Here is a 22,902-nt window from a genome sequence, read left to right on the forward strand (position 1 = left end):
AAAATTGTAATACAAATTATAAAGGTAAGCTAGAAATTTCATATATGATCGATATCCAATTTAAGAACGGTTCAAATCAAAAATTTTCTAAAAGAATTGATATTTTAGAAATTATAAAACAACATAATTTTATTTTTTCTAATAAACCAATAGCTGCTTATTTTAATGGCAAATTAATCGATTTAAAAACAAAATTAGAAGTAGATGGTTTATTAGAAATTATTACTTCAGATAAACCTGAAAGTTTACAAATTTTAAATTATAATACCGCTCTTTTGATGGCTCAAGCTATTCAAAGAATTTATCCTGATGCCCTTTTAGTTTCTGGTTCGCATCATAAAGAAGGTTTTTATTACGAAATAGATTTTCAAAACATGATTTTTTCTCAAAATTATTTACCTGAAATAGAAAAAATGATGCATCAAATTTCTAACGAACAATTAGATATTGTCAAAAAAAAAATAATTTATAAAGATGTATATGATAAATTTTCTTTTAATAAATATAAAAAAGATATGCTTCAAAAAAGTAAAAATATCGATTTTATCGATATTTATTCTTGTTTAGATTTTGAAGATTTTCAGTTTAATAATTTAAATCCTTTTTTAATTAATACTAAAATAATGAAAAATTTTAAATTATTACACATATCTGGTTCTTATTTCGAAGGAGATGTAAACAAATCTGCTTTGACAAGGATATATGGTGTTTCGTTTTTTAATAATAAAGATTTAAAAGAATATTTGCAATTATTAGAAGATAGAAAACATAGAGATCATAAAAATATTAATAAAGAACAACAATTATTTATGTTATCTTCTGAAGTTGGCGTAGGGTTGCCTTTTTGGTTGCCTAAAGGTGCTACTATTCGACGTATTATAGAAAGATACATTATTGATAAAGAAATAAGTTATGGTTATCAACATGTTTATACTCCTATTTTAGCTAATACTAAATTATATCAACAATCAGGTCATTTAGAACTTTATAAAGAGAATATGTTTCCTATAATGGAAATGCCTAATGAAGAAAAATTAGTTTTACGTCCTATGAATTGTCCTCATCATATGATGATTTTTAAAAACAATTTACGAAGTTATAAAGAATTACCTTTGAAAATTGCAGAATTAGGTATGATGCATCGTTTTGAACATTCAGGTGCTGTTGCTGGTTTACAAAGAACAAGAGAAATGACTTTAAATGATGCTCATATTTTTATCGAAGAAGGTCAAATCCAAGAACAAATAATTCAAATTATTAAGTTGATTTTAGAAGTTTACAAAGATTTCGATATTACAGATTATAGTTTTAATTTAAGCACTAGAGATATTTTGAATAAAAATAAATATTTTGATAACGATTTAATGTGGTTTAAATCAGAATCTTTTTTGAGAGAAATATTACAAGAAAATAATATTAATTATAAAGAAGTTACTGGTGATGCTGCTTTTTATGGCCCTAAAATAGATATTCAAATTTTAACTGCTTTAAAAAATGAAGAAACTTTATCAACTATTCAATTAGATTTTTTATTACCACAAAAATTTAATTTGACTTATATAGGACCAGATAACAAAGAACATTTTCCTATTGTAATCCACAGAGGTGTTGTTTCGACTTTAGAAAGATTTGTGTCTTATTTATTAGAAAAAAATAAAGGTGTTTTACCATTATGGCTTGCACCTGTTCAAATTATATTAATTCCTGTTAATAATGCAATTCATTTAGAATATACAAAAATAATAAGAGATTTGTTAGTTAAAAATAATTTCAGAATAGAATTAAACGATAAAGAAACAAGTTTAAGTTATAAAATAAGAGAAGCTCAAAAAAATAAAATTCTTTATCAACTAGTTATAGGCGATAAAGAAATGAATAGCAATTTTTTAACTGTAAGAAAATATCAAAGTTTAAAACAAGAAGAAATAGTTATAGAAGAATTTATAAAAATGTTACACAAAAGAATTATAGATAAAAAATAAAAATTATATTTGTATTTCTATAATATTAGAAAAAAATATTGAAATATAATTTTTATTTTTATATAATTAAGTTATGTAATTTGTTAAATACAATATTAAAAGGTAATGAAATATTTTTATGCGTATTAGAACAGTTAGAACATTTAAAAAAAATCATAAAATATCTTTGGACGAATGGTTGCAAATTTTTGATGAAATTCGTTATACTCCCTCTTCTTTTGATTTGCAACCTTGGCGTTTTGTTGTTATTGAAAGTGAAGAGGCTAAACAAAAATTAAAAACAATTATACATCGTGGAAATTTATTTCAATTAGAAACTAGTTCTGCTACAGTTTTAGTTTGTGGTGTTTTAGATAAACACAATTTAAGCGATTATATTTATAATCAAAAGTTTTTGAATAAAGAAATAGATTTTACAAATAAAGAAATAACTATTAATAAAATAAAACAACATTATGGTAAAATGAGCCTTGATAAAGTTAAGAATGAAATTTGTTTAGAATGCGGTCTTATTTCTTTTAATTTTATTATAACGCTTCAAAAATTTGGTTATAGTTCTTGTTTTATGGGAGGTTTTTGTTTTGAAAAAATAAACTATCTTTTTAATATTCCTCTTAATTATCAACCTATTATTTTGATTTCTGTAGGTAAATCTGATATAAATTTAACACAAAATGCAACAAAATTTAAATTGGATGTTAAAGAAATTGTTTCTTTTTTGTAATTATTAAACTAAATTAATTATTGAAATAATAATTAAAAAACTAATATATAATAAAAAATTCTAAATTGTTTATTTTTTTGAATAAGACAATTTAGAATTTTTTATTATATTTCATTATGTCATAATAGTTAAAATAAATGGAATTAATTACGATTTTTAATAAAGAATACCTTGTTCTAATAATGATAAAAAATCTTCATTGGTAGCGTCTAAGATGTAATCTTGAATATTAACATTTTTTAAAATGGTTTGTAAATTTTTTTTGTTATAAGGAATTTTCACAAAATTATTTAATAATTCTGATAAATTGTCTTTTTTATGAAAAAAATCTCCTTTTAAGATAATGTTTTTTATTGTTCCTCTATCAAGAGATAATAAAATTTCTAAATTTCCCCATCCAAATTTTTGTTTTAATTTTTTATCATATTGTGGTTGTTCTCCAAAAATCCATTCTTTAGAAGAATATTTTTCTGACATTTTTTCTACTTTAACCGTTTCATCAGAAGTTAAAGTATATTGTTTATCTGTTAAATAATTATCTAAATAATTTGTTAATTCTTTTTGACTCATTCCTTTCAGAAATTGTTTTAAATTAGTAACTCTTTGAGAAACACTTTGTATTCCTTTAGAAATTAATTTTTTATTATCAGGAGTAATACATCTTACCATTGTATCGATATCGCAATCATAAAGTAAAGTTCCATGCATAACCATTCCATTTTTATTTTTCATAAAGGAGTTTCCTGAAATTTTTTTATCATTGATAAGAATATCATTCCTCCCGCTTAAATATAATTCAATTCCTAAGTTTTTAAAAGCTTCAACAATTTTATTTAAATATGTTTTAAAATTAAAACTTTGATTTTGCTGAGCTGTAATAATACTAAAAATAGGTGTTTTCGGATCATTATAAACACACCCTCCACCTGTTGCTCTTCTAAAAATGTCGATTTTATTTTCACGAACAAAATCTAAATTAACTTCATTTTCGATAATTTGATTTTTCCCTACAACTATACCTTTAATTTGCCATTGAAAGAAAAAGGTTTCATTTTTTTTTAAAAGATTATTTAAAATATATTCTTCAAGAGCAAAGTAAAAATAAGGCTTTAAATCTTTAGGTTTATTAAATTTAACTAAAATCATTTTTTGCTCCTTTATTTAAAACAATTTGAAAAAGAAAATATTAATAAATTCTTTTTCAAAAATTTTTGTTTTAATTATAAAAATAATTTGTTTATAAATTTTCAAAAATCAAAAATTTTTTTAAAATAATGCATCTAATTCTTTCATTTGTTTTAGAAGTTCTTTTTGTTTATTAGATAATCTAGGAGTTTTGATTTTGACCATAACATAATGATCCCCTTTACGATAAGAGGAATGTAGATAAGGAATACCTTTGTTTTTTAATTTAAATTTGGTATGTGTTTGTGTTCCTTCTGGTATTTTTAATTCAACTTCTCCATAAATAGTAGGTATGTTTATTGTTTTTCCTAAAACAGCATCATAAAAATCAATATAAAAAGTGGAAAGGATATTTTGTTTTTCTCTTTCGAAAATATCATGAGGGCGAATTTTAATAGTTATATATAAATCACTATTTTCTGAATTTAAATGTTTACCATGACCTTGTTTTTCCAATTGCATTGTCATTCCGTTTTCAATTCCGGCAGGTATAGAAACTTTTATTGTTTTAATATTAGATACTCTTTGTAACCCTTTACAAAAAGAACATTTTTTAATGATAGTTTTTCCTTGTCCGCTACAATTGCGACATACTTTTTGTGTTCCAATTTTTCCTAAAAAAGTGTTTTGATATTCAGTAATATATCCTTCACCATTGCAATGGTTACACGTTTTAATGTCTTGATAATTGTTTGCTCCTGTCCCATTACATTGTTTACAATCTTCTTCAAATTTATTTTGAAATTCTATTTCTTTGCCTAAACAAGCATCTAAAAAATCAATTACTATTTCTATATTTTGATCTTTTACTTTGTATTTATTTGTATTGTTTTTATTTTTTCTTTCTCCAAAAAAATCATCGAAAATATCACTAAAACTAAAATCTTGATTAAATCCTTGGAAACCGCCTTCGAAGCCGCTTCTAAAACCACTGTTATTATAATCTTGGTTGCCAAAACGATCATAATTACTTCTTTGTTGAGCATTACTTAAAACTTGATAAGCTTCTTGAACTTCTTTAAATTTTTCAGCAGCATCATGTTCTTTAGATACATCAGGGTGATGTTTTTTAACAAGTTTACGATAAGCTGATTTAATTTCTGATTCGCTTGCGTTTTTAGAAACACCTAAAACATCATAATAATCCTTTTTCATAATAAAACTCCTCTAGTTTTGTAACAGATTTTTATTTTTAACAAAGAAACCAAAAAAAGATTAATTTCTTTTTTTGGTTTTTTATTTCTGTCTAAATAAAATTATTTTTTTTCTTTAAATTCAGCATCTACTACTTCATCTGGATTAGATTCTTTTTTAGGATCATTATTTTTTGTGTTATCTTTTGTTTTTTCTTGAGCTTTTTGATAAGCTTTCATAGCTAATGCTTGAGATTCTTTTTCTAAAAGACTGATTTTTTCTTTAATAAGAGCGATATCTTCTTTTTGTAAAGCTTCTTCTAAATTTTTAATTTGTTCTTCGATTTTTTCTTTTTCTTCTTGTTTTATTTCGTCTTTCAAAGTATCTAAAGATTTTTTAGTTTGAAAAAGTAAATTATCAGCTTCGTTCAAAGTATCAATTTTTTCTCTTTGTATTTTATCAGCTTCTGCATTCTCTTCAGCTTCTTTAATCATTCTTTCTATATCTTCTTTTGATAATGAGCCATTTCCTGAAATAGTAATTTTTTGTTCTTTTTTAGTACCTAAATCTTTAGCTTGAACTGAAACAATACCATTTACATCAATATCAAAAGTCACTTCTATTTGTGGTACTCCTCTTGGTGCCGCTGGAATATCATTTAATTGAAAACGACCCAAAGTTTTATTTTCTCCTGCTAAAGGTCTTTCTCCTTGTAACACGTGAATATCAACCGCAGTTTGATTATCTTCAGCTGTTGAGAAAACTTTTTTAGCTGTTGTAGGAATTGTTGTATTTCTTTCAATTAATTTCGTGAAAACGTTGTTTAAAGTTTCGATACCTAAAGAAAGCGGAGTTACATCTAAAAGAACAATATCTTTTACATCTCCCGATAAAATACCACCTTGAATAGAAGCTCCCATAGCAACTACTTCGTCAGGATTAATACTTTTATTTAAATTATCTTTGTTTAATGTTTTTTTTACTAGGTCTTGAACAGCTGGAATTCTAGTTGAACCGCCTACTAAAAGTACTTGTTGAATTTCTTCTGGTTTTATATTAGCATCTTTTAAAGCACGTTTTAAAGGGATTAAACAACGGTCTACTAAATCTTGAGTTAATTCATTAAATTTCACTCTTGTTAAATTATATTCAAAATGAATAGATTCACCAATAGAACTGCCTTGATCTTGTTTTTGAATCATTGTTAAGAATGGTAAAGAAATTTGAGCAGACATAGCACTGCTTAATTCTTTTTTGGCATTTTCAGCAGCACTTTTTAATCTTTGCATAACCGCTTTATCTTTGCTTAAATCTACTAAATGTTCTTTTTTAATTTCTTTAAGTAAAAAATCAATAATTTTGTTGTCAAAATCATCTCCACCTAGAAGATTGTCTCCAGCAGTTGATAAAACAGAAAAATTACCTTCTGCTAAATTTAAAATAGAAACGTCAAAAGTACCTCCACCCAAGTCAAAAACTAAAATATTTTGTTCTTTGCCGCTTTTATCAATACCATAAGCTAAAGCAGCAGCTGTTGGCTCGTTAATAATTCGTTTTACTTCTAAACCAGCAATTTTACCTGCATCTTTAGTAGCTTGTCTTTGAGCATCATTGAAATAAGCAGGTACAGTAATAATTGCATTTGTAACTTCTGCCCCTAAATAATCTTCGGCTTGTTTTTTTAAATTTCTTAAAATCATTGCGCTTATTTCTTGAGGAGTATATTTTTTGCCTTTAATATTAACTGTAAAACCTTTTTCTCCCATATGTCTTTTGATAGATAAGATAGTATCTGGATTAGTTAACATTTGTCTTTTAGCTACTTCTCCTACCAAAATCTCGTCATTTCTAAAAGCAACTATTGAAGGGGTAGTTCTTCCGCCTTCAGAATTAATAATAACTTTGGCCTCTTTGCCCTCCATAACAGAAACACAAGAGTTAGTTGTGCCTAAGTCTATTCCAATAATTTTATTTGTTTTCATTTTTTTCTTTACTCCATTCGTTTACTTTTACCATAACTGGTTTTATAACTAAGTCTTTATATATAAAACCTTTTTGTAAAACAGCTACGTTAACACCATCAGGTTTGTTTTTATCTGAAATTTTCTCAATTGCATGATGAAATTCAGGGTTAAATTTTTCACCTAAAGCTTTAATTTCTTTAACTCCATCTTTATTTAAAATTTCTTTAATTTGTTGATGAATCATTTTAAAACCTGATAAAAAATTTTTTAATAAAGGTTCCTCTGGAGACATTTCTAAAACTTTTTCTAATTGTTCTAAAGGAACTAAAATTTGAGTAATTAAATTCATAGAAGCATATTTTAAAGAATGAATTTTTTCTTTTTGAATTCTTTTTTGAAAATTATCTAAATTTGCTTGGTATTTTAATTTTTCATTTTTATACATTTTATTTATTTCAGATAAATTGTCTTTTAGTTGTTTTATTTCTTTTTCTAATTCATTGTTTTTGATTTGATATTGATTTTTTGTTTCATCAGAATTAGAATGATTTTCTTTTTTGTTGTTGTCTTGTTTCTTATTTTTTTTAGTTTCATTCAAGGAACACTCGTTACATTGGTTGTTACAAGATTTTGTTTTGTTGTTTTGTACATCATCATTATCATGTTGATCTTTTTGTATTTCTTCGCAACAACATTTTATTTCTTCGCAACAACAATTTTCTTTTTGAATTTCTTTTTCTTTCATTTTTTCGAAAACAACTCCTTTATAAAATTTAAGATTTTATTTTTTCTCATATAAATTAGATATATGAGCTGATAAATATTCTAATATAGGTATAATTTCTTGATATTTTGTTATATGAGAACCTAATAAAGCTATAAATCCTTTTTCATCTTCATTAATATTATAAGGAACGGAAATAAAAATGAATTTTTTATTATAAGGGATTAAACTAATTTGATTAGCTAATTTACAAACAAATTCTTTGGAACCATAAAACAAATTACTTAATTTTTCTTTATCAAAAATTTCGTAAATATCTTTGGCGTTTATATTTTTTTCTTCATAAGAAGTTAAAAAATTATTAACACCATAAACAGAAGCGTTATTATTGAAAAAATTACGAAAAGCTTTTAAAAAAAATTTTATTAATTGTTTTTGATATTTAATATGTTTTTGAATTGTTTTTTGAAAAATTTCACTTTGAATAATTGTTAAAGCTTCGTTTAAATACTTATCAATTAGTAATTTATCAAAAATATTAATAACTTTTTTTAAATCTTCAATTTTTAAATTTTGTTCTTCATCTAAAAAGATATTTTGATGTTGTAAGTTGCCTTTATTTGTTGCAATAAAGATAATTGCTTGGTTATCATTAACACAAATTAAATCAATTTTTTGAATTTTACTTGTTTTTAAAATATCAGGTTTTATATTAATAATTGCGTGATTAGTTAAATCGCATAATAATTTTAAAACTTCTTTGACAATTTTTTCTTTATTTAAACTTTTTTTTTGAATTATTTGTTCAAATAAAGATAAAACTTCGATATTTTCGTTTGTACGAGTCATTAAATTATTAAGATAAAACATATAACCTTTTAAAGAAGGAATTCTGCCGCTAGATTTGTGAGTTTTTTCTAAATAACCTTTTTTTTCTAATTGAAGCATATCATATCTTATGGTAGCGCTAGAATATTTTAAATAAGTTATTTTTGATAATAATTCAGAACCTACAGGTTTTGTTTCTTTAGAATAATTTTCGACTAAAGCCTTTAAAATTAATCTCTCTCGGTTCGAAAGCAATTTAACACCACCTAGTGTTTATTGATTCTAGCACTCACAAAAATGACTGCTAATATTATTTTATTATTTTTTTTCTAAAAGTCAAGATTAAAAATCTTATTTAATATAAAAAAAATATTAAATTAATCCTAATTAATATATTATTATTAAGAAGAGTATTTTAAAATTTTTTCATTTTCAATTTTTAAATTATTTATTTTTAGCACTCACAAAAATGACTGCTAATATTATTTTATTATTTTTTTTAAAAAAGTCAATATACAAAATCTTAAACATAATTCATCTATATAAAAAATTAAATATATAAATTTGTATATTTTTTTGAACAAATTTTTCTATTTCAAATTATTAATCTAGTGAATAATAATTTTGTCTTAAAAAAACAGTAAAAATTAAACATGAAATGGATTAATCTCAAAAGATGATGTTTTTTAAAAAAAAAGGGATATGTATTTTTTTGAAAAAAAAAAGAAAAAATTTTTTTATTTTTGTTTTATTATTTTTAATGTGTTACTATTGGTTTTTGTTTGAATTAAACAAAGATGATATTGTTTTTAACGAATATAAAAAGAATCAACATTTATCTTCAGTCAATGTTGAAGGTTTAAAAGAAAAAGAAAGAATAATAAAAGGGTTACAAACTCAAATAAAAAATATTTTTAATCTTTCAAGTGAAAAACCAATTTTTGATATTAAACCTCATAGGTTTTATAAAGGTCAAATAGTTTATGCTTTTTCTTTGGATATTGATAATGGTATGAGCCCTTTTCAAGAAGGGATAGTAAGTCGTGATTATAATTTAGATAGTGATGATTATTTATTTGTTTCTTTCAAAGGTAAAAATAATAAAATTGTTTTTAATACTAAAGGTGAATTTATAGGTATTTCCGCACCAGATCAAGATTATTCAGGAGGAATAATAAATCATATTATAACTTCGAATTCTTTTTTTTATTTGTCTCAATGCGAATCTTTTGATGATGATCCAGAAATAAAAAATGATTATTATTTTGAGATCAAATCAAAGACAGGAACAAAGAATAAAATTTTTTTGGATCAAAAAGGTTTATTATTGGGTTTTTCTAAAAAACCTCAACCCGAAACAATAAATTTATGGGATTATTTGTTTAAACACATTTTCTTGAAAAAAAATCAGTTCTCTCAATGTAAACGCAATATTGTAGACACATACAATGAAGATGATAAAATTTTAGACAATTCTTTAAATAATAAAATTAAAGATTTAGATCAAATTACTTTTTTAATCGCTTTAACAACAAGTGATATATATGGCCATAATAATGTATTGAGTTTAGGTTCTGGTTTTATTTATAAAGCCGAAAAAGCAGACAATGGTAATTATAAATATTATGTTTTGACTAATAGGCACGTTATATCATCATTTTATAATCTAAGATATCGATATCAAAATTTACAAATTAAACTTTTTCATCCTAATGAAAATGTAAAAACAGGGAAGTTATTAGGAACTATAAATAATAAAGATATTTATGATGATATAGCTGTTGTTACTTTTGAAGATTCAGATCGAATGAATTTTGAAAAAAGACAATCTATTTTAGATAAAGCTTTTCCAAAGAAAAAAATAAATATTAATCAAGGACAAATAGTTTATAGTATGGGGTCACAAATTTCTGATGTCCCAGAAGAACATTTAACTTTTAATCCTCATGATTATAATAAATATCCACATAAATTAAATCATCAAAAACTTATAGGAACTAATTTACTTAAAAAAGGTAATATTGTTTATTTTAATGCAAAAGAAATTGCGTTTGATATTCAAATTGATGGAGGTAATAGTGGTGGCCCTGTTTTTAATAGTGAAGGTCAAATCATAGGAATGAATAAAAGCGTTGTTCTAAGTTCAGATTCTCTTATGGATCGAATTTCTCAATGTATTTATATTGAACATATAAAAAGAAAATTTGACGAAATAATACAATTACAAAAACAAAAATCCCAAAGTTCAATCGTTGACCTTATTCCTGCATCAGATACAAATTCAGATCATTTCCTTGATTTTATTCAAAATCAAAATTTAGGAATAGAAAATTTTAATAGACAAAGTATTTCTATTGTATTTAAAGATTTATTAAATTATTTGAAGAAAATGCCTAAAAATTCAATTAGTTCTCGTAAATTAAAACATTCACAAGATATTCAATTTAAAATTGATTTAATTCTTAGTGTTTATGGGCAAAAACAAATATTTTTTTTTGATCCCACTAAAGAAACGATTACAATAAGTTATGATATAAAAAATAACAAAATTATTTTTGGTAAAAATGGACCTGATGATTTAGTTGAATTAAAAGAATATGATATTAATGAAATTGATAAATTACAAATATATGAGCCTTTTTTGTCTTTAGAATTAAATTATCCTTCTTCATCGAATAACGATAATAATGAAATAAATAAAAACAACAATTTAATGACTTTACAAAAAATAAAAAATTCTTTTATTTTTTTCGAATATAATAAATATATTAACGGCAATGGAATTATTTTTCAAAAACAACAATTATCGAATAACAAATTTTTATATTTTGTTTTATCCGCTTATATACATGCAGATGGTTTTTTAGATTCTACTATAAAATCAGTTAAAAATATTTTTGATAATCAAGTAGGAATAATTACTTATCATAACGGCAAATACAAAAAAGAAACAGGCGATATAAGAAATTTTTTACCTAATGATGATTTAATTTTGATTACTTTTGAATCTTCAGATGTTTATGATGTTGTTTTAAATCGTTCTACAGAAGATTTAAAATTAGGAGAAGAAATCTTTTTTTTAAATAATGATGATGATTCTTATTACCCACACATGTTAAAAAGTGTTGTAAGTTATAAAGATAAAGATATTTTTCTTTGTGATTCTGTTTTTGATTTGACTACAAAAAAATCAAAATTTAATTTGTTTTATTTTGATCATGATGGTTGTTTTGTAGGCATTAATAAAAAAAACGATAATTTTGCTTCTTATTTTGCTCCAGTGTCTTTGCCAAAAGAAATAGACATTTTAAGTTTATTGATACAAAGTCAATTAAAAAAAATTTTACCTTTTGTATTTTCTTTTGTGTTTCTTTTTGTATTTTGTTTTATTATTATCTTTTTATTTGAATATAATCCCAAAAATTTAATTGTAAGAATTAAAAGTTCAAGTTTGTAATTTAATTATTTTATGTATTTTTTTTAAAAAATCACTGATTAGTTATTTTTTATTTTATAATATAAGAGATGATGAAATAAATATTTGTTTATATTCAAAATTATAATTTTTTTAATTGTAAATAGCAATAAGATTAAAAAAAATAATTCTATTATTTTTTAATTATAAAAAAATTTTTATATCTTTTGTTAAGTATTCTTATATTTTTAAAAGAGTTTTATATAAATTTAAAAAAAGGAGTTTATTTTAAAAATGTCTCGTTATACAAATCCAAGTTGGAAAGTTTCTCGACGTCTAGAATATTCTTTATCTGAAACAGGAAAAGAATTAGTCATTAAAGATAATAATTTAGTTAAATATAAAAAGAAAAAAGATAAAAGTAATTTTAGTATTCAATTAAAAGAAAAACAAAAAGTACGTTTTGTCTATGGTGTTTCAGAAAAACAATTTAAAAGATTTTTTCGTAATTCCTCTAAATTACAAGGCGTTCATGGAGAAAATTTTTTGATTTTATTAGAATCTCGTTTAGATAATATTGTTTTTCGTTTGAATTTAGCTAAAACAAGAGCGCAAGCGAAGCAATTAATTTCGCATGGTCATATTTTAGTAGATTCTCATAAAGTAGATATAAGTTCTTATTGTGTAAAACCAGGACAGCGCATTTCTATTAGAGAAAAATCTCAAAATTTAGAAATTATTAAAACGGCTTTGTTGCAAAAAAAACATCATAAACCGGAATATGTTTCTTTAGATGAGAAAAATTTAATCGGTAAATATATTAGATATCCAAAAAGAAATGAATTTTTAACAGATATTAATGAACAATTAATTGTCGAGTTTTATAATAAATAATTGATGTTTTTGATTTTTATTTTTTTATTTAAAAACATTCAAAATAATTTTGTTTTATGTTAAACAAAATTATTATTTTTATAAATAAAATATTTTGATTTTATCTTAATATATCAAATTAAAAATTTATTAATATTTAACATATGACAATAATATACAAAAAAATTAAAATAATAAATATTTTTTTAACTTTTTGTTTTGTTATTTTATGATTTTTTTGTCTTTTAGTAGAATTGTTTTCTATTTTAAGACAAAAAAATTAATAACTTAACAATAAATATGATGGGTATAAATAATTTCAGAAATATAAAAAATATTTCAACGATATATCATAAATATTTTCTTATTTTATTTCATGAAACAAAAATAAATTTTGAAATTCAGGTTTAAATAAAAAATTAGGATGTAATTTTTGAAATTTTTGTTTTAGTTATATATAGCTTTTTTAAATCGATTATTGAAAAAAGGTTTTTATAATAAATTTTTATTTTTATATTGTAAATAATTTTTTTGATTTATATTTCTTTTTAAATTATTTCATTAAATTGATAAACTCTTTTATATTTTATTTAATATAATTTTGTTTATTATTTTATTTTGATAGATGCAAAATTTGAAAAATAAAAAATTGTGATATTTTTATATTTAGATATTTTAGTATTTTAGTTGTTCACAAAAGATAACAAGTTATTTCTAATTTATTTTAGCAAAGAGTATTATTTTAAATATTTCATGTTAATTCTTATTTCATAACATTAATTTATGATTTTGAAAATATATTTTATTTTGGTTTATATTATTAAAAGGAGTTTTGATGAAATATGAATGTCAAAAACAACAAAAAAATAGGTTTTGTAGTGGATTCTACTATAGGCGACAATATAGATGTAAATTTTTTAGATGATATTTGTATCGTGCCCTTGTCTATTATTTTAAATGGTAAAGAATGCTTAGATAAAAAAGATAATTCATTTTTTTTAGATTGTTTAAAAAAAAAACAACAAATAACTACAAGTCAACCTAATCCACAATTATTTCTAAAAGCTTTTCGTAAACAATTGGATGCAGGTTATGAACATATAGTATGTGTAACAATATCTCAAAAATTAAGTGGTACTTTTAATAGTGCTTGCAAAGCTAAACAAATCTTAGATAAGAATAATATTACGGTAATTGATAGCGAAAATATTGGTCCTGGAATGTTGTTTGCTATTAAAAAAATTCATAAATATGTTTATAATACTGATTTAAGTTATAAAGAAATTTTTAGTAAAGTTATTGATGAGCTAAAATTAGCTATTTGTTATTTTTCTTTAGATGATTTAAAACAATTAGTTATTAGTAAAAGAATTAGTAAATTTAATTTTTTTATTGGTAATTTTTTAAAAATAAAACCTATTTTAAAATTTCAAAAAGGTATTTTTACAATTGAAAAAAATGTTAGACTTCGGAAAAATTGTTTTTTATATTTGATAAAATGTATTTTAAAATTTAAAGATTCAGTTTCTAAAGAGCCTATAGAATTGAAAATGATGTACGTAGAAGATGATATTTATTTAAAAGAATTAATTCAAGAAATTAGCAAATTAAACGATCCTAGCATAAAGATTTCTATGTATGGACCTGTTTCGCCTATAATTGCTGTTCATTTAGGTTCTAAAGGTTTTGGCTTTTATGTAAACACTTTAATTTAATTATTTGTAAGAAAATTTTATTAAATAAAAAAATTGAAATAAAAAATTTAAAATTTTTTATTTCAATTTTTTGTCTAAAATGTTTTTGATTTCTTTTAAAGTTTCTATTTGTTCTTTTTCTAATGATTCTAATTTAGTATATATTTCTGCTTTAGGTGGATTTGTTTTTTGATTAGTATCATTTTTTTTTATTAATTTTTGTTGAACAAAAATTAATATTGTGTATATAATTAAAGACACTAATAAAAATTCAAATGAAATTTGAATAAAATTACCATAATTAATGTAAATAGAATTTTTTAATTGAAATTTCCAATCTTTAATAGAATTTTCATTTAATAATAAATTAATTGGCGGCATGATAATATCGTTGGATAAAGAACTAATTACTTTAGTAAATAATTGCCCCATAATGAAAGCAATAGCTAATTTTAAAATATCACCTTTATTTATGAATTCTTTAAAACCATTTTGAAATTTTTTGATATTTTGGAATTTCATGTTTTAATGACACAACACTTTCTTTTTAATTTTATGTTATAATAATGATTTTCTTTTATTATAAGTATATTAGTTTATAATATGTTACAATTTATGTATATAATGAAATTATGAAAAAAATTATAATAAAATTTTAAAATATAAATTTATATATTTTATTATAACATTTTAAGTATAAACCAATTTCTTTATTAAATCGTTTTTCTCTTTTATTTAATATATAGAAAAAAGGAGAAGTGTTTAAATTGTTAGAGGAATTTAAAAAATTTTATGATACATTAAATGGTTGGCACATTTTTGGAATAGTTGTATTGATTTTAGTTTTATCCGGGCCTATTTTATTTTTAATTTTTAAAATGTGTCAATTTGTATTTTTTATTATAAAATTTAATTTTAATTTTTTGATGAATAATTTTAATTTGTTTCCGAAAGAAAAAACCAAAGATAGCGAAAGTACAAAAACTTCTAATATTTCTATAAATAATAGTCCACCTACGCCTAACGCAAATTTAAGTTTAATTGAATTGAAAATGATAGAATTAAAACAACGAGAATATAATAACAAAAATCAACAATTACAACAGAATAATTTATTGCAATTAGAATTAAATCAAAAATTACATCAAAATAAAATGGAAGAAAAATTCGAACTATATAAATTAGAACAAAAAATTGTTTCATTAGAAAAAGAGATACAAAGACTATCTGGAAATAATAATTTTCAAAATAAAAATAATACTGGTGAAACAAATGATCATTTGCCAGAAACTTTAAAAGAAATATTTGACAAAATTTCTGACTTTGAAAATGTTCAGTTGTTTATGTTGAATAAAATGATTAATAATGAAAATAAATCTTATTATGATTCTCATAAAAATGCTTTATATATAAATCCTCAAGATTTAAATTTTGTTAAGAATTTTTTGGTAAATAAACAAAAAGAAAACAAAAGATTTAATTAATTTTTTGTTTTCTTTTTTTATTTATTTTTTATTTATTTTTTATTTTAATTCTAAATATTCTTTAGGTTTAACTTCTTCTTGTTTTTTCTTAATTTTTAATATTAATAAACCGTTTTCTAAATTACCTTGGATATCTTTAATATTAAACTGTTCTCCTAAATTAAAACTACGTCTAATAACTCCTGTTATTCTTTCTTTTTTGAGATAATTACATTTTTCCATTTTTTCTTCTTTTTTGTTAGAAGGTACAGCTTCTAAAATTAAATAACCATTATCTAAAGAAATTTTAACTTCTTCTTTTGTAAACCCTGGTAATTCAGTTGTTAAAATATAATGATCATTATATTCTTTGATGTCGGTTTTCATTAAAAAATGAGAATTATCAAAGAAAGAATTATTTTTAAAATCTTCAAATAAATTTTCTAGTAAATCTTGATTTCTATTAATTAATCCAACAACAGACATTATAAATTCAACTCCTTTATATATTAAATTGTTTTGAATTGAAAACGCTTATTGTTCGAATGAAATCTTAGAAAAAATTCATTCATAAATAAGTGCAATTAAATTATAACAATTTTTTTTAAAAAAAACAATATTTTTTTATTTTTAAAATAATAATTTTTGTTTTTGATAAATATTATTATTAATGTATAATAATAGATGTTATATATGTTTTCGAATATATAATTACATTAATAAAAATATAAAACAAATGGCGGTTGTGGCGAAGTGGTTAACGCCACGGCTTGTGGCGCCGTTATGCGTGGGTTCGATTCCCATCAACCGCCCCAATTAAATAATGTTTTTATAAATATTATTTTTTCTTATTTATAAAGGCCCATAGCCAAGTGGTAAGGCAACGGACTTTGACTCCGTGATTCGTTGGTTCAAATCCAGCTGGGCCTGCCAATTTTAAATATAAATGATATACAAGATAATTTAATAAGCAGGTGTGGCGGAATGGCAGACGCACTAGACTTAGGATCTAGCGCTTAGGCGTGCAGGTTCAAGTCCTGTCACCTGTACCATAATTTTTACAAAAGGGATATGATGTTAACGGTAGCATAACGGTCTCCAAAACCGCTTGTTCGGGTTCGAATCCTGATATCCCTGCCATTGAAAACCACCAGTAAAATAAAAATTAAACAAATAAAAAAAGAGAGCTTATTAAATAATAGCTCTCTTTTTTTATTTGTTTAAAAATTAAATCTTTTTTGAATAAATTTTATCATTTTTATTTATTAATATCATCAAAATAGAAATCTTCATCTTTGATACTTTCAGATACCATTTTTTGGTATCCGTTACCCTTCATAGAGAAATTATCCATGGTTTTAGTTTCAGTATTCAAGCCATTAATAATAACAGGGTTAATCGCTTCATAAGGAAATTTTTGTGCAAAACCTAAACTCAAAAGAGCTTTATTAGCGTTATAACGAACAAAAGCATTAACATCATCTACTAATCCAACTGTTTTATACATAATTGAAGTTAAGTTCGTTTGCTCTTGGTATAATTCGTCTAGTAAAGAATGCAACCATTTTTCTAAATCTACTTGTTGTTCTTTAGAGAAATCATAATATAATTCTTTGGCTAATCGTCCTATATAAGCGCCATGAACACTTTCATCTCTAATAATTAAATTAATCATTTCTCCTGCTTGCATTAACATACCTTGACCATAAAAATATAAAGGATAATAAAAACCACAATAAAATAACCAAGTTTCTAAAAAAACAGAGGCTACCATAGCTTTCCATTTAATGATATTTATTTTTTCGTTATTCAATTCAAGACTATGAATTTTATGTTGCAAAATATTTTGTTCTAATTCTTCATAAATATCAACGATTTTTTTTAAAATATTTTGGACATTCTGTTGGTTTTCACCCCATTTGAATAATTTTTTAATGTCTTTTTTATTTAAAAAAGTCATAAAAATATTAGAATAACTTTTAGCATGAACTGCGTTTTCCATGGCTCCCATAAAATTAAGAGTAGCTTTTTTTTGATGTTCCCAAGGTAGACAAGAACGTAAAATAGTAGGCATTCCAATATCTCCTTGATAAGTATCTAAAAAAGTTAAAATTAATAAGTTACGTGAATAAGCTTCTTTTTCTTGAGGACTTAATTTTTGCCATATATGCAGATCGCTTTGTAAACTAATATCTTCGGGACGCCAAAATTGACTCAAATTTTGTTCGTAAAAGTGTTGTGTATATTCATCTTCGAATTCATTCCAATTAGCGCCTTTGTATTTGTCAAGTTCATTCATTTTTGTTTATTCCTTTACTTATTTGGATTTAAATTAATTTATGATGTTTTTTGATTTTATTTTCTAATTCTTCAGCAATTTTTGTATTTTGACTTAAGAATTCTTTAGCTTTTTCTCTACCTTGACCAATGTTTTTGTTTTGATAAGCAAACCAAGAACCGCTTTTTTCGATAAAACCTAAATCAATTGATAAATCTAACAACTCTCCTATTTTAGAAATTCCTTTACCGTAAATTATATCGAAACTAGCCATTTTAAAGGGAGATGAAATTTTGGATTTGACAATTTTGACGTTAGATCTAATCCCTATAATATTATTTTCTTCTTTAATAAGTTCAGCTCTTCTGATGTCAAGTCTTAAGGAAGCAAAATATTTTAAGGCTTTTCCTCCAGGAGTAACTTCGGGACTTCCATAGATCATTCCTACTTTTTCTCTTAACTGATTGATATAAATGACAGTAGTATTAGTTTTAGAAACAATTGTTGATTGTTTCCGCATTGCTTGACCCATCATTCTAGCTTGAAGCCCCATAAAAGAATCTCCGCTTTCGCCTTTTAATTCAGCTTCTGGAGCTAAAGCAGCTACAGAATCGACTACTATTAAACTTATAATTTCGCTTTTAATTAAAGATTCGACGATATCTAAAGCTTTTTCTCCTGAGTCAGGTTGAGATACTATAAAACTATCTATGTTAACCCCAATTTTTTTAGCATAGTTTGCATCTAAAGCATTTTCAACATCTATAAAAGCAACGTTGCCGCCTGCTTTTTGAGCTTCAGCAACAGCATGTAAAGCTAAAGTAGTTTTGCCTGAACTTTCTGGACCATACAGTTCAATGATACGACCTTTTGGTAAACCGCCTATTTCTAAAGCTATATCTAAATTTAAAGAACCAGTGGAAATAGATTGAAGTTTATTTATTTTTTCAGAATTAAGCTTCATTATGCTGCCTTTGCCAAAACGTTTTTCTATATCTTTTAATGTTTGTTCTAAAATATTTTTTGTTTCGTTTTCTTTATTCATTTTTAACACCTTTTAAGATTTAATTTTTTAAAAATTATTTTTATATGAATTAAAAATTTTTTGTAATAAATTTAAAGTTTTTAATGATATAGTGTGCTCCGGACGAAATTACTAAAAAAATATTAATGATTAATATAATTTTCATTGTGTAAATTAATGTTATTTCTTCTAAATATGTAATGTTTTTGATTTGTTGAGATAATAAAATGAATAAAATAGAAGCAAAAGTAAAAATAGTTTTTAATTTTCCTAAAAAAGAAGCAGTTATAATAGTTTTTTGTTCAAAAGCCATTAGACGAACTCCCATTATTAAAAAGTCTCTAATTATATTTATCAGCAAAACACTAAGCACCATATTTTTAATATTTAGAACAGAACTGTTTTCAGATAATAATTTATTGTTTTCGCATAGTATATAAATATAAAAAAAAGAAACAATAATTAATAATTTATCAGCAATAGGATCGAAAAATTTACCGAAGACAGTTTGTTGTTGGAATTTTTTAGCTATATAACCATCTAGAAAATCTGTAAGAGATGCTAAAAGAAAAATGAAGACAAAATAAATTCTCAATTGGTTGTCTGATGGATTATTTTTTGATTTTATAAATAAAAAAGGTAACATAAAGAAAACTAAAAAAATTCTAAAAAGAGTGATCAAGTTAGCTGATATTTTTGTTATTTTTTTCATTTTTTTATAAAATAAACCTCTTATTTAATATTATACTTTATTTAATTTTAATACTTAAAATATTATATATTAAAAAATAGTTAATATTTTAAGTATTAAAATATTTTTCAAATTTATATATGAACGATCAAAATATAAAACCAACAGCTAATTCGAAAATATTTGTCATAAGTATTGCCTTAATAATCATCACAGCTTTTGTTATAACTGGAAGTATTTGGAACTTAAAAAACTCAGAAATTCAAAACTTAAAAAAAAATAACGATACGAAAACTCAAGAATTAAAAAGCGTTAAACAAAAAGAAAAAGAAACACAAGAAAACCTAGAAAAATTACAAAAACAAAACCAACAAAAACCTGAATGGGATATTAATAAAGCAAAAGAATATCAATTAAAACCTAAGAATTTATTAAATATATTTTCATTAGACATAATTCTTGAAAATTATTCTTTAGAAGAATTATGTAATAAAGAAAAAGGTATTTCAGAAGAATTAAACAAACTTAATTTGAACAATGACAAAGAATTAAAAATTTTAAAAAATAAAGTAACAACTAAAAAACAATTTAAAAAATTAAAAAAACGTTTAAACCAAGAATTATTAATTCAATTATTAAAAAAAGCTGAATTTAATCCTTATCGTCTAATAATAGATTATAAAATGCCAGCAAATGAAGTAATAGTTGAAAAGGGTTTTACACAACAAGAATTAATAAAAAACATAATTATGAAAGATTTAAATGAAGAAATTTTAAAAACTTTGAATGTGAGTATTTCACAATTACTTGAAGCAAAGGTAACAGTACAACAATTACTTGAAGCAAAGGTAACAGTACAACAATTACTTGAAGCAAAGGTAACAGTACAACAATTACTTGAAGCAAAGGTAACAGTACAACAATTACTTGAAGCAAAGGTAAATAAAGAAGAAATAATTAAAAATGCATATTTAATACCTGATTTCCCTAAATATATAAATTCATTTCAAATATCGATAAAAGAAGCAAGCAATATTAAAACAAAAGATAACCAAAATATGTTTTCAACAGAACAATTGATATTCGATATATTTAATGAAGCCAAAGCAGAAGAATTCATTCAAAATCAAGTTAACATTATAACATTTATTCAACAAGAAACACAACAAGAAAAACTAACAAGAATTAAAAAAAGATTTACAGCTCAAGATTTAAAAAATGTTAGTTGGCAAGATAATGAAAATACTTATAAATTAACTAATGAAAACCTGTTAAAGATAGGTTATACTGAGGAAGAAGTTATACTGATACGGAAAATTTTTCGTAAGGTTTAGATAAAAGGACTTATTTATAATAATCTTAAATAATAAATTTCTCATACTTTATAGAGTTTAAAGAGGGCAGCCGAGAATAAAAATTATTAAAACGTATTTTATTTATCGATATTGTTAAAATAAACAAATAAGATGATTATTATTTATTTTAACAATCGAATAAAAAAAAAAAAAAAGAAAATATTGTTAATGATATTTTCTTTTTTTTAATTATTTAAAAAATATTTTTATTTTAATTCTTCCTCAGTATAACCTATCTTTAACAGGTTTTCATTAGTTAATTTATAAGTATTTTCATTATCTTGCCAACTAACATTTTTTAAATCTTGAGCTGTAAATCTTTTTTTAATTCTTGTTAGTTTTTCTTGTTGTGTTTCTTGTTGAATAAATGTTATAATGTTAACTTGATTTTGAATGAATTCTTCTGCTTTGGCTTCATTAAATATATCGAATATCAATTGTTCTGTTGAAAACATATTTTGGTTATCTTTTGTTTTAATATTGCTTGCTTCTTTTATCGATATTTGAAATGAATTTATATATTTAGGGAAATCAGGTATTAAATATGCATTTTTAATTATTTCTTCTTTATTTACCTTTGCTTCAAGTAATTGTTGTACTGTTACCTTTGCTTCAAGTAATTGTTGTACTGTTACCTTTGCTTCAAGTAATTGTTGTACTGTTACCTTTGCTTCAAGTAATTGTTGTACTGTTACCTTTGCTTCAAGTAATTGTGAAATACTCACATTCAAAGTTTTTAAAATTTCTTCATTTAAATCTTTCATAATTATGTTTTTTATTAATTCTTGTTGTGTAAAACCCTTTTCAACTATTACTTCATTTGCTGGCATTTTATAATCTATTATTAGACGATAAGGATTAAATTCAGCTTTTTTTAATAATTGAATTAATAATTCTTGGTTTAAACGTTTTTTTAATTTTTTAAATTGTTTTTTAGTTGTTACTTTATTTTTTAAAATTTTTAATTCTTTGTCATTGTTCAAATTAAGTTTGTTTAATTCTTCTGAAATACCTTTTTCTTTATTACATAATTCTTCTAAAGAATAATTTTCAAGAATTATGTCTAATGAAAATATATTTAATAAATTCTTAGGTTTTAATTGATATTCTTTTGCTTTATTAATATCCCATTCAGGTTTTTGTTGGTTTTGTTTTTGTAATTTTTCTAGGTTTTCTTGTGTTTCTTTTTCTTTTTGTTTAACGCTTTTTAATTCTTGAGTTTTCGTATCGTTATTTTTTTTTAAGTTTTGAATTTCTGAGTTTTTTAAGTTCCAAATACTTCCAGTTATAACAAAAGCTGTGATGATTATTAAGGCAATACTTATGACAAATATTTTCGAATTAGCTGTTGGTTTTATATTTTGATCGTTCATATATAAATTTGAAATTCTTTCTATAAATTTAAATTTTATTAAATTAATTTTTAAAATTAAAGATAAAATATGAAATTAAAAAATTTTTTAAAAAAAAATTGAATCTTTGAAGTCAATAATTATGTAATCTAATACAGATATTATAAACTTACTTAAATCTTAAACTTTTATCTTAAACTTTTACTTGGTATTTCC

The 22,902-nt window shown here is 22.9% G+C and carries 18 protein-coding genes and 4 tRNA genes; 11 read left to right on the forward strand and 11 right to left on the reverse strand.

From position 1 onward, the window contains the following. The first annotated feature begins 44 nt into the window (after window positions 1–44). Entirely contained in the window at window positions 45–1,982 is a 1,938-nt protein-coding gene (gene thrS / locus Q2306_RS00780; RefSeq protein WP_323847848.1) for a threonine--tRNA ligase, read from the forward strand. Window positions 1,983–2,100: 118 nt separating this feature from the next. Further along, complete coding sequence (locus Q2306_RS00785; protein ID WP_323847849.1) at window positions 2,101–2,706, forward strand: nitroreductase family protein; 606 nt, start codon at window positions 2,101–2,103, stop codon at window positions 2,704–2,706. 156 nt (window positions 2,707–2,862) lie between these two features. On the opposite strand, the gene Q2306_RS00790 is transcribed toward Q2306_RS00785, so the two are convergent. From Q2306_RS00790 to hrcA, 5 genes are all read right to left on the reverse strand, one after another. Beyond that, window positions 2,863–3,852 (reverse strand): lipoate--protein ligase, encoded by a 990-nt coding sequence (locus tag Q2306_RS00790; RefSeq protein ID WP_323847850.1) that lies wholly within the window; start codon window positions 3,850–3,852, stop codon window positions 2,863–2,865. Window positions 3,853–3,972: 120 nt separating this feature from the next. Next, the gene (gene dnaJ, locus Q2306_RS00795; protein ID WP_323847851.1) at window positions 3,973–5,046 is read right to left on the reverse strand and encodes a molecular chaperone DnaJ; all 1,074 of its coding nucleotides are present in this window, start codon (window positions 5,044–5,046) and stop codon (window positions 3,973–3,975) included. Between the two features lie 101 nt (window positions 5,047–5,147). Beyond that, on the reverse strand, window positions 5,148–7,007 hold the full coding sequence (dnaK, locus tag Q2306_RS00800) for a molecular chaperone DnaK (protein WP_323847852.1): 1,860 nt from the start codon (window positions 7,005–7,007) through the stop codon (window positions 5,148–5,150). Continuing rightward, a complete protein-coding gene (locus tag Q2306_RS00805) occupies window positions 6,994–7,734 on the reverse strand; it encodes a nucleotide exchange factor GrpE (protein ID WP_323847853.1) in 741 nt (246 codons plus the stop codon). Before Q2306_RS00805 ends, dnaK begins: the two co-directional genes overlap by 14 nt. 36 nt (window positions 7,735–7,770) lie before the next feature. Then, complete coding sequence (gene hrcA, locus Q2306_RS00810; protein WP_323847854.1) at window positions 7,771–8,796, reverse strand: heat-inducible transcriptional repressor HrcA; 1,026 nt, start codon at window positions 8,794–8,796, stop codon at window positions 7,771–7,773. A gap of 457 nt (window positions 8,797–9,253) precedes the next feature. On the opposite strand from hrcA, the gene Q2306_RS00815 reads away from it, so the two are divergent. The 3 genes from Q2306_RS00815 (at window position 9,254) to Q2306_RS00825 (ending at window position 14,544) form a co-directional block, all read left to right on the forward strand. Continuing rightward, on the forward strand, window positions 9,254–11,998 hold the full coding sequence (locus tag Q2306_RS00815) for a serine protease (protein ID WP_323847855.1): 2,745 nt from the start codon (window positions 9,254–9,256) through the stop codon (window positions 11,996–11,998). Between the two features lie 252 nt (window positions 11,999–12,250). After that, the gene (gene rpsD / locus Q2306_RS00820; RefSeq protein ID WP_323847856.1) at window positions 12,251–12,850 is read left to right on the forward strand and encodes a 30S ribosomal protein S4; all 600 of its coding nucleotides are present in this window, start codon (window positions 12,251–12,253) and stop codon (window positions 12,848–12,850) included. A gap of 821 nt (window positions 12,851–13,671) precedes the next feature. Next, a complete protein-coding gene (locus Q2306_RS00825; protein ID WP_323847857.1) occupies window positions 13,672–14,544 on the forward strand; it encodes a DegV family protein in 873 nt (290 codons plus the stop codon). A gap of 57 nt (window positions 14,545–14,601) precedes the next feature. Here the strand turns inward: Q2306_RS00825 and mscL are convergent, their stop codons facing one another. Continuing rightward, entirely contained in the window at window positions 14,602–15,045 is a 444-nt protein-coding gene (gene mscL, locus Q2306_RS00830) for a large conductance mechanosensitive channel protein MscL (RefSeq protein ID WP_323847858.1), read from the reverse strand. 236 nt (window positions 15,046–15,281) lie between these two features. Here mscL and Q2306_RS00835 point away from each other — a divergent pair, with 236 nt between their 5' ends. Then, window positions 15,282–16,007: a hypothetical protein gene (locus Q2306_RS00835; RefSeq protein WP_323847859.1), complete on the forward strand. Its 726-nt coding sequence runs from the start codon at window positions 15,282–15,284 to the stop codon at window positions 16,005–16,007. Window positions 16,008–16,046: 39 nt separating this feature from the next. On the opposite strand, the gene Q2306_RS00840 is transcribed toward Q2306_RS00835, so the two are convergent. Beyond that, window positions 16,047–16,472, reverse strand: coding sequence for an Hsp20 family protein (locus Q2306_RS00840; RefSeq protein WP_323847860.1), 426 nt, complete (start codon window positions 16,470–16,472; stop codon window positions 16,047–16,049). A gap of 253 nt (window positions 16,473–16,725) precedes the next feature. On the opposite strand from Q2306_RS00840, the gene Q2306_RS00845 reads away from it, so the two are divergent. From Q2306_RS00845 to Q2306_RS00860, 4 genes are all read left to right on the forward strand, one after another. Beyond that, a tRNA-His gene (locus tag Q2306_RS00845) sits at window positions 16,726–16,801 on the forward strand. Window positions 16,802–16,844: 43 nt separating this feature from the next. Beyond that, a tRNA-Gln gene (locus Q2306_RS00850) sits at window positions 16,845–16,919 on the forward strand. Window positions 16,920–16,956: 37 nt separating this feature from the next. Continuing rightward, window positions 16,957–17,038, forward strand: a tRNA-Leu gene (locus Q2306_RS00855). Between the two features lie 13 nt (window positions 17,039–17,051). Continuing rightward, window positions 17,052–17,126: transfer RNA gene (locus tag Q2306_RS00860), tRNA-Trp, on the forward strand. Window positions 17,127–17,244: 118 nt separating this feature from the next. Here Q2306_RS00860 and nrdF read toward each other — a convergent pair. Genes nrdF through Q2306_RS00875 form a run of 3 tightly spaced genes read right to left on the reverse strand, consistent with a single transcriptional unit; the run spans window position 17,245 to window position 20,000 of the window. Further along, entirely contained in the window at window positions 17,245–18,285 is a 1,041-nt protein-coding gene (gene nrdF, locus Q2306_RS00865; RefSeq protein WP_323847861.1) for a class 1b ribonucleoside-diphosphate reductase subunit beta, read from the reverse strand. Between the two features lie 28 nt (window positions 18,286–18,313). Further along, a complete protein-coding gene (recA, locus tag Q2306_RS00870; protein WP_323847862.1) occupies window positions 18,314–19,309 on the reverse strand; it encodes a recombinase RecA in 996 nt (331 codons plus the stop codon). Between the two features lie 49 nt (window positions 19,310–19,358). Continuing rightward, a complete protein-coding gene (locus tag Q2306_RS00875) occupies window positions 19,359–20,000 on the reverse strand; it encodes a CDP-alcohol phosphatidyltransferase family protein (RefSeq protein ID WP_323847863.1) in 642 nt (213 codons plus the stop codon). A gap of 119 nt (window positions 20,001–20,119) precedes the next feature. Here Q2306_RS00875 and Q2306_RS00880 point away from each other — a divergent pair, with 119 nt between their 5' ends. After that, window positions 20,120–21,313, forward strand: a complete 1,194-nt coding sequence (locus Q2306_RS00880) for a hypothetical protein (RefSeq protein ID WP_323847864.1) — start codon at window positions 20,120–20,122, stop codon at window positions 21,311–21,313. 227 nt (window positions 21,314–21,540) lie between these two features. Here Q2306_RS00880 and Q2306_RS00885 read toward each other — a convergent pair whose 3' ends face one another. Next, window positions 21,541–22,707: a hypothetical protein gene (locus Q2306_RS00885; protein ID WP_323847865.1), complete on the reverse strand. Its 1,167-nt coding sequence runs from the start codon at window positions 22,705–22,707 to the stop codon at window positions 21,541–21,543. Window positions 22,708–22,902: the final 195 nt, after the last annotated feature.

The organism is Phytoplasma sp. (assembly GCF_035187685.1).
Classification (GTDB): Bacteria; Bacillota_I; Bacilli_A; order Acholeplasmatales; family Acholeplasmataceae; genus Phytoplasma.

Bases quoted from the DNA above. Each gene is read 5' to 3' on its own strand.
- Q2306_RS00885 (WP_323847865.1), bottom strand. From the start codon at position 22,707: ATGAACGATCAAAATATAAAACCAACAGCTAATTCGAAAATATTTGTC.
- rpsD (WP_323847856.1), top strand. From the start codon at position 12,251: ATGTCTCGTTATACAAATCCAAGTTGGAAAGTTTCTCGACGTCTAGAA.
- nrdF (WP_323847861.1), bottom strand. From the start codon at position 18,285: ATGAATGAACTTGACAAATACAAAGGCGCTAATTGGAATGAATTCGAA.
- mscL (WP_323847858.1), bottom strand. From the start codon at position 15,045: ATGAAATTCCAAAATATCAAAAAATTTCAAAATGGTTTTAAAGAATTC.
- recA (WP_323847862.1), bottom strand. From the start codon at position 19,309: ATGAATAAAGAAAACGAAACAAAAAATATTTTAGAACAAACATTAAAA.
- Q2306_RS00805 (WP_323847853.1), bottom strand. From the start codon at position 7,734: ATGAAAGAAAAAGAAATTCAAAAAGAAAATTGTTGTTGCGAAGAAATA.
- thrS (WP_323847848.1), top strand. From the start codon at position 45: ATGATCGATATCCAATTTAAGAACGGTTCAAATCAAAAATTTTCTAAA.
- dnaJ (WP_323847851.1), bottom strand. From the start codon at position 5,046: ATGAAAAAGGATTATTATGATGTTTTAGGTGTTTCTAAAAACGCAAGC.
- Q2306_RS00790 (WP_323847850.1), bottom strand. From the start codon at position 3,852: ATGATTTTAGTTAAATTTAATAAACCTAAAGATTTAAAGCCTTATTTT.
- Q2306_RS00825 (WP_323847857.1), top strand. From the start codon at position 13,672: ATGAATGTCAAAAACAACAAAAAAATAGGTTTTGTAGTGGATTCTACT.
- Q2306_RS00880 (WP_323847864.1), top strand. From the start codon at position 20,120: ATGAACGATCAAAATATAAAACCAACAGCTAATTCGAAAATATTTGTC.
- Q2306_RS00875 (WP_323847863.1), bottom strand. From the start codon at position 20,000: ATGAAAAAAATAACAAAAATATCAGCTAACTTGATCACTCTTTTTAGA.
- dnaK (WP_323847852.1), bottom strand. From the start codon at position 7,007: ATGAAAACAAATAAAATTATTGGAATAGACTTAGGCACAACTAACTCT.
- Q2306_RS00840 (WP_323847860.1), bottom strand. From the start codon at position 16,472: ATGTCTGTTGTTGGATTAATTAATAGAAATCAAGATTTACTAGAAAAT.
- Q2306_RS00785 (WP_323847849.1), top strand. From the start codon at position 2,101: ATGCGTATTAGAACAGTTAGAACATTTAAAAAAAATCATAAAATATCT.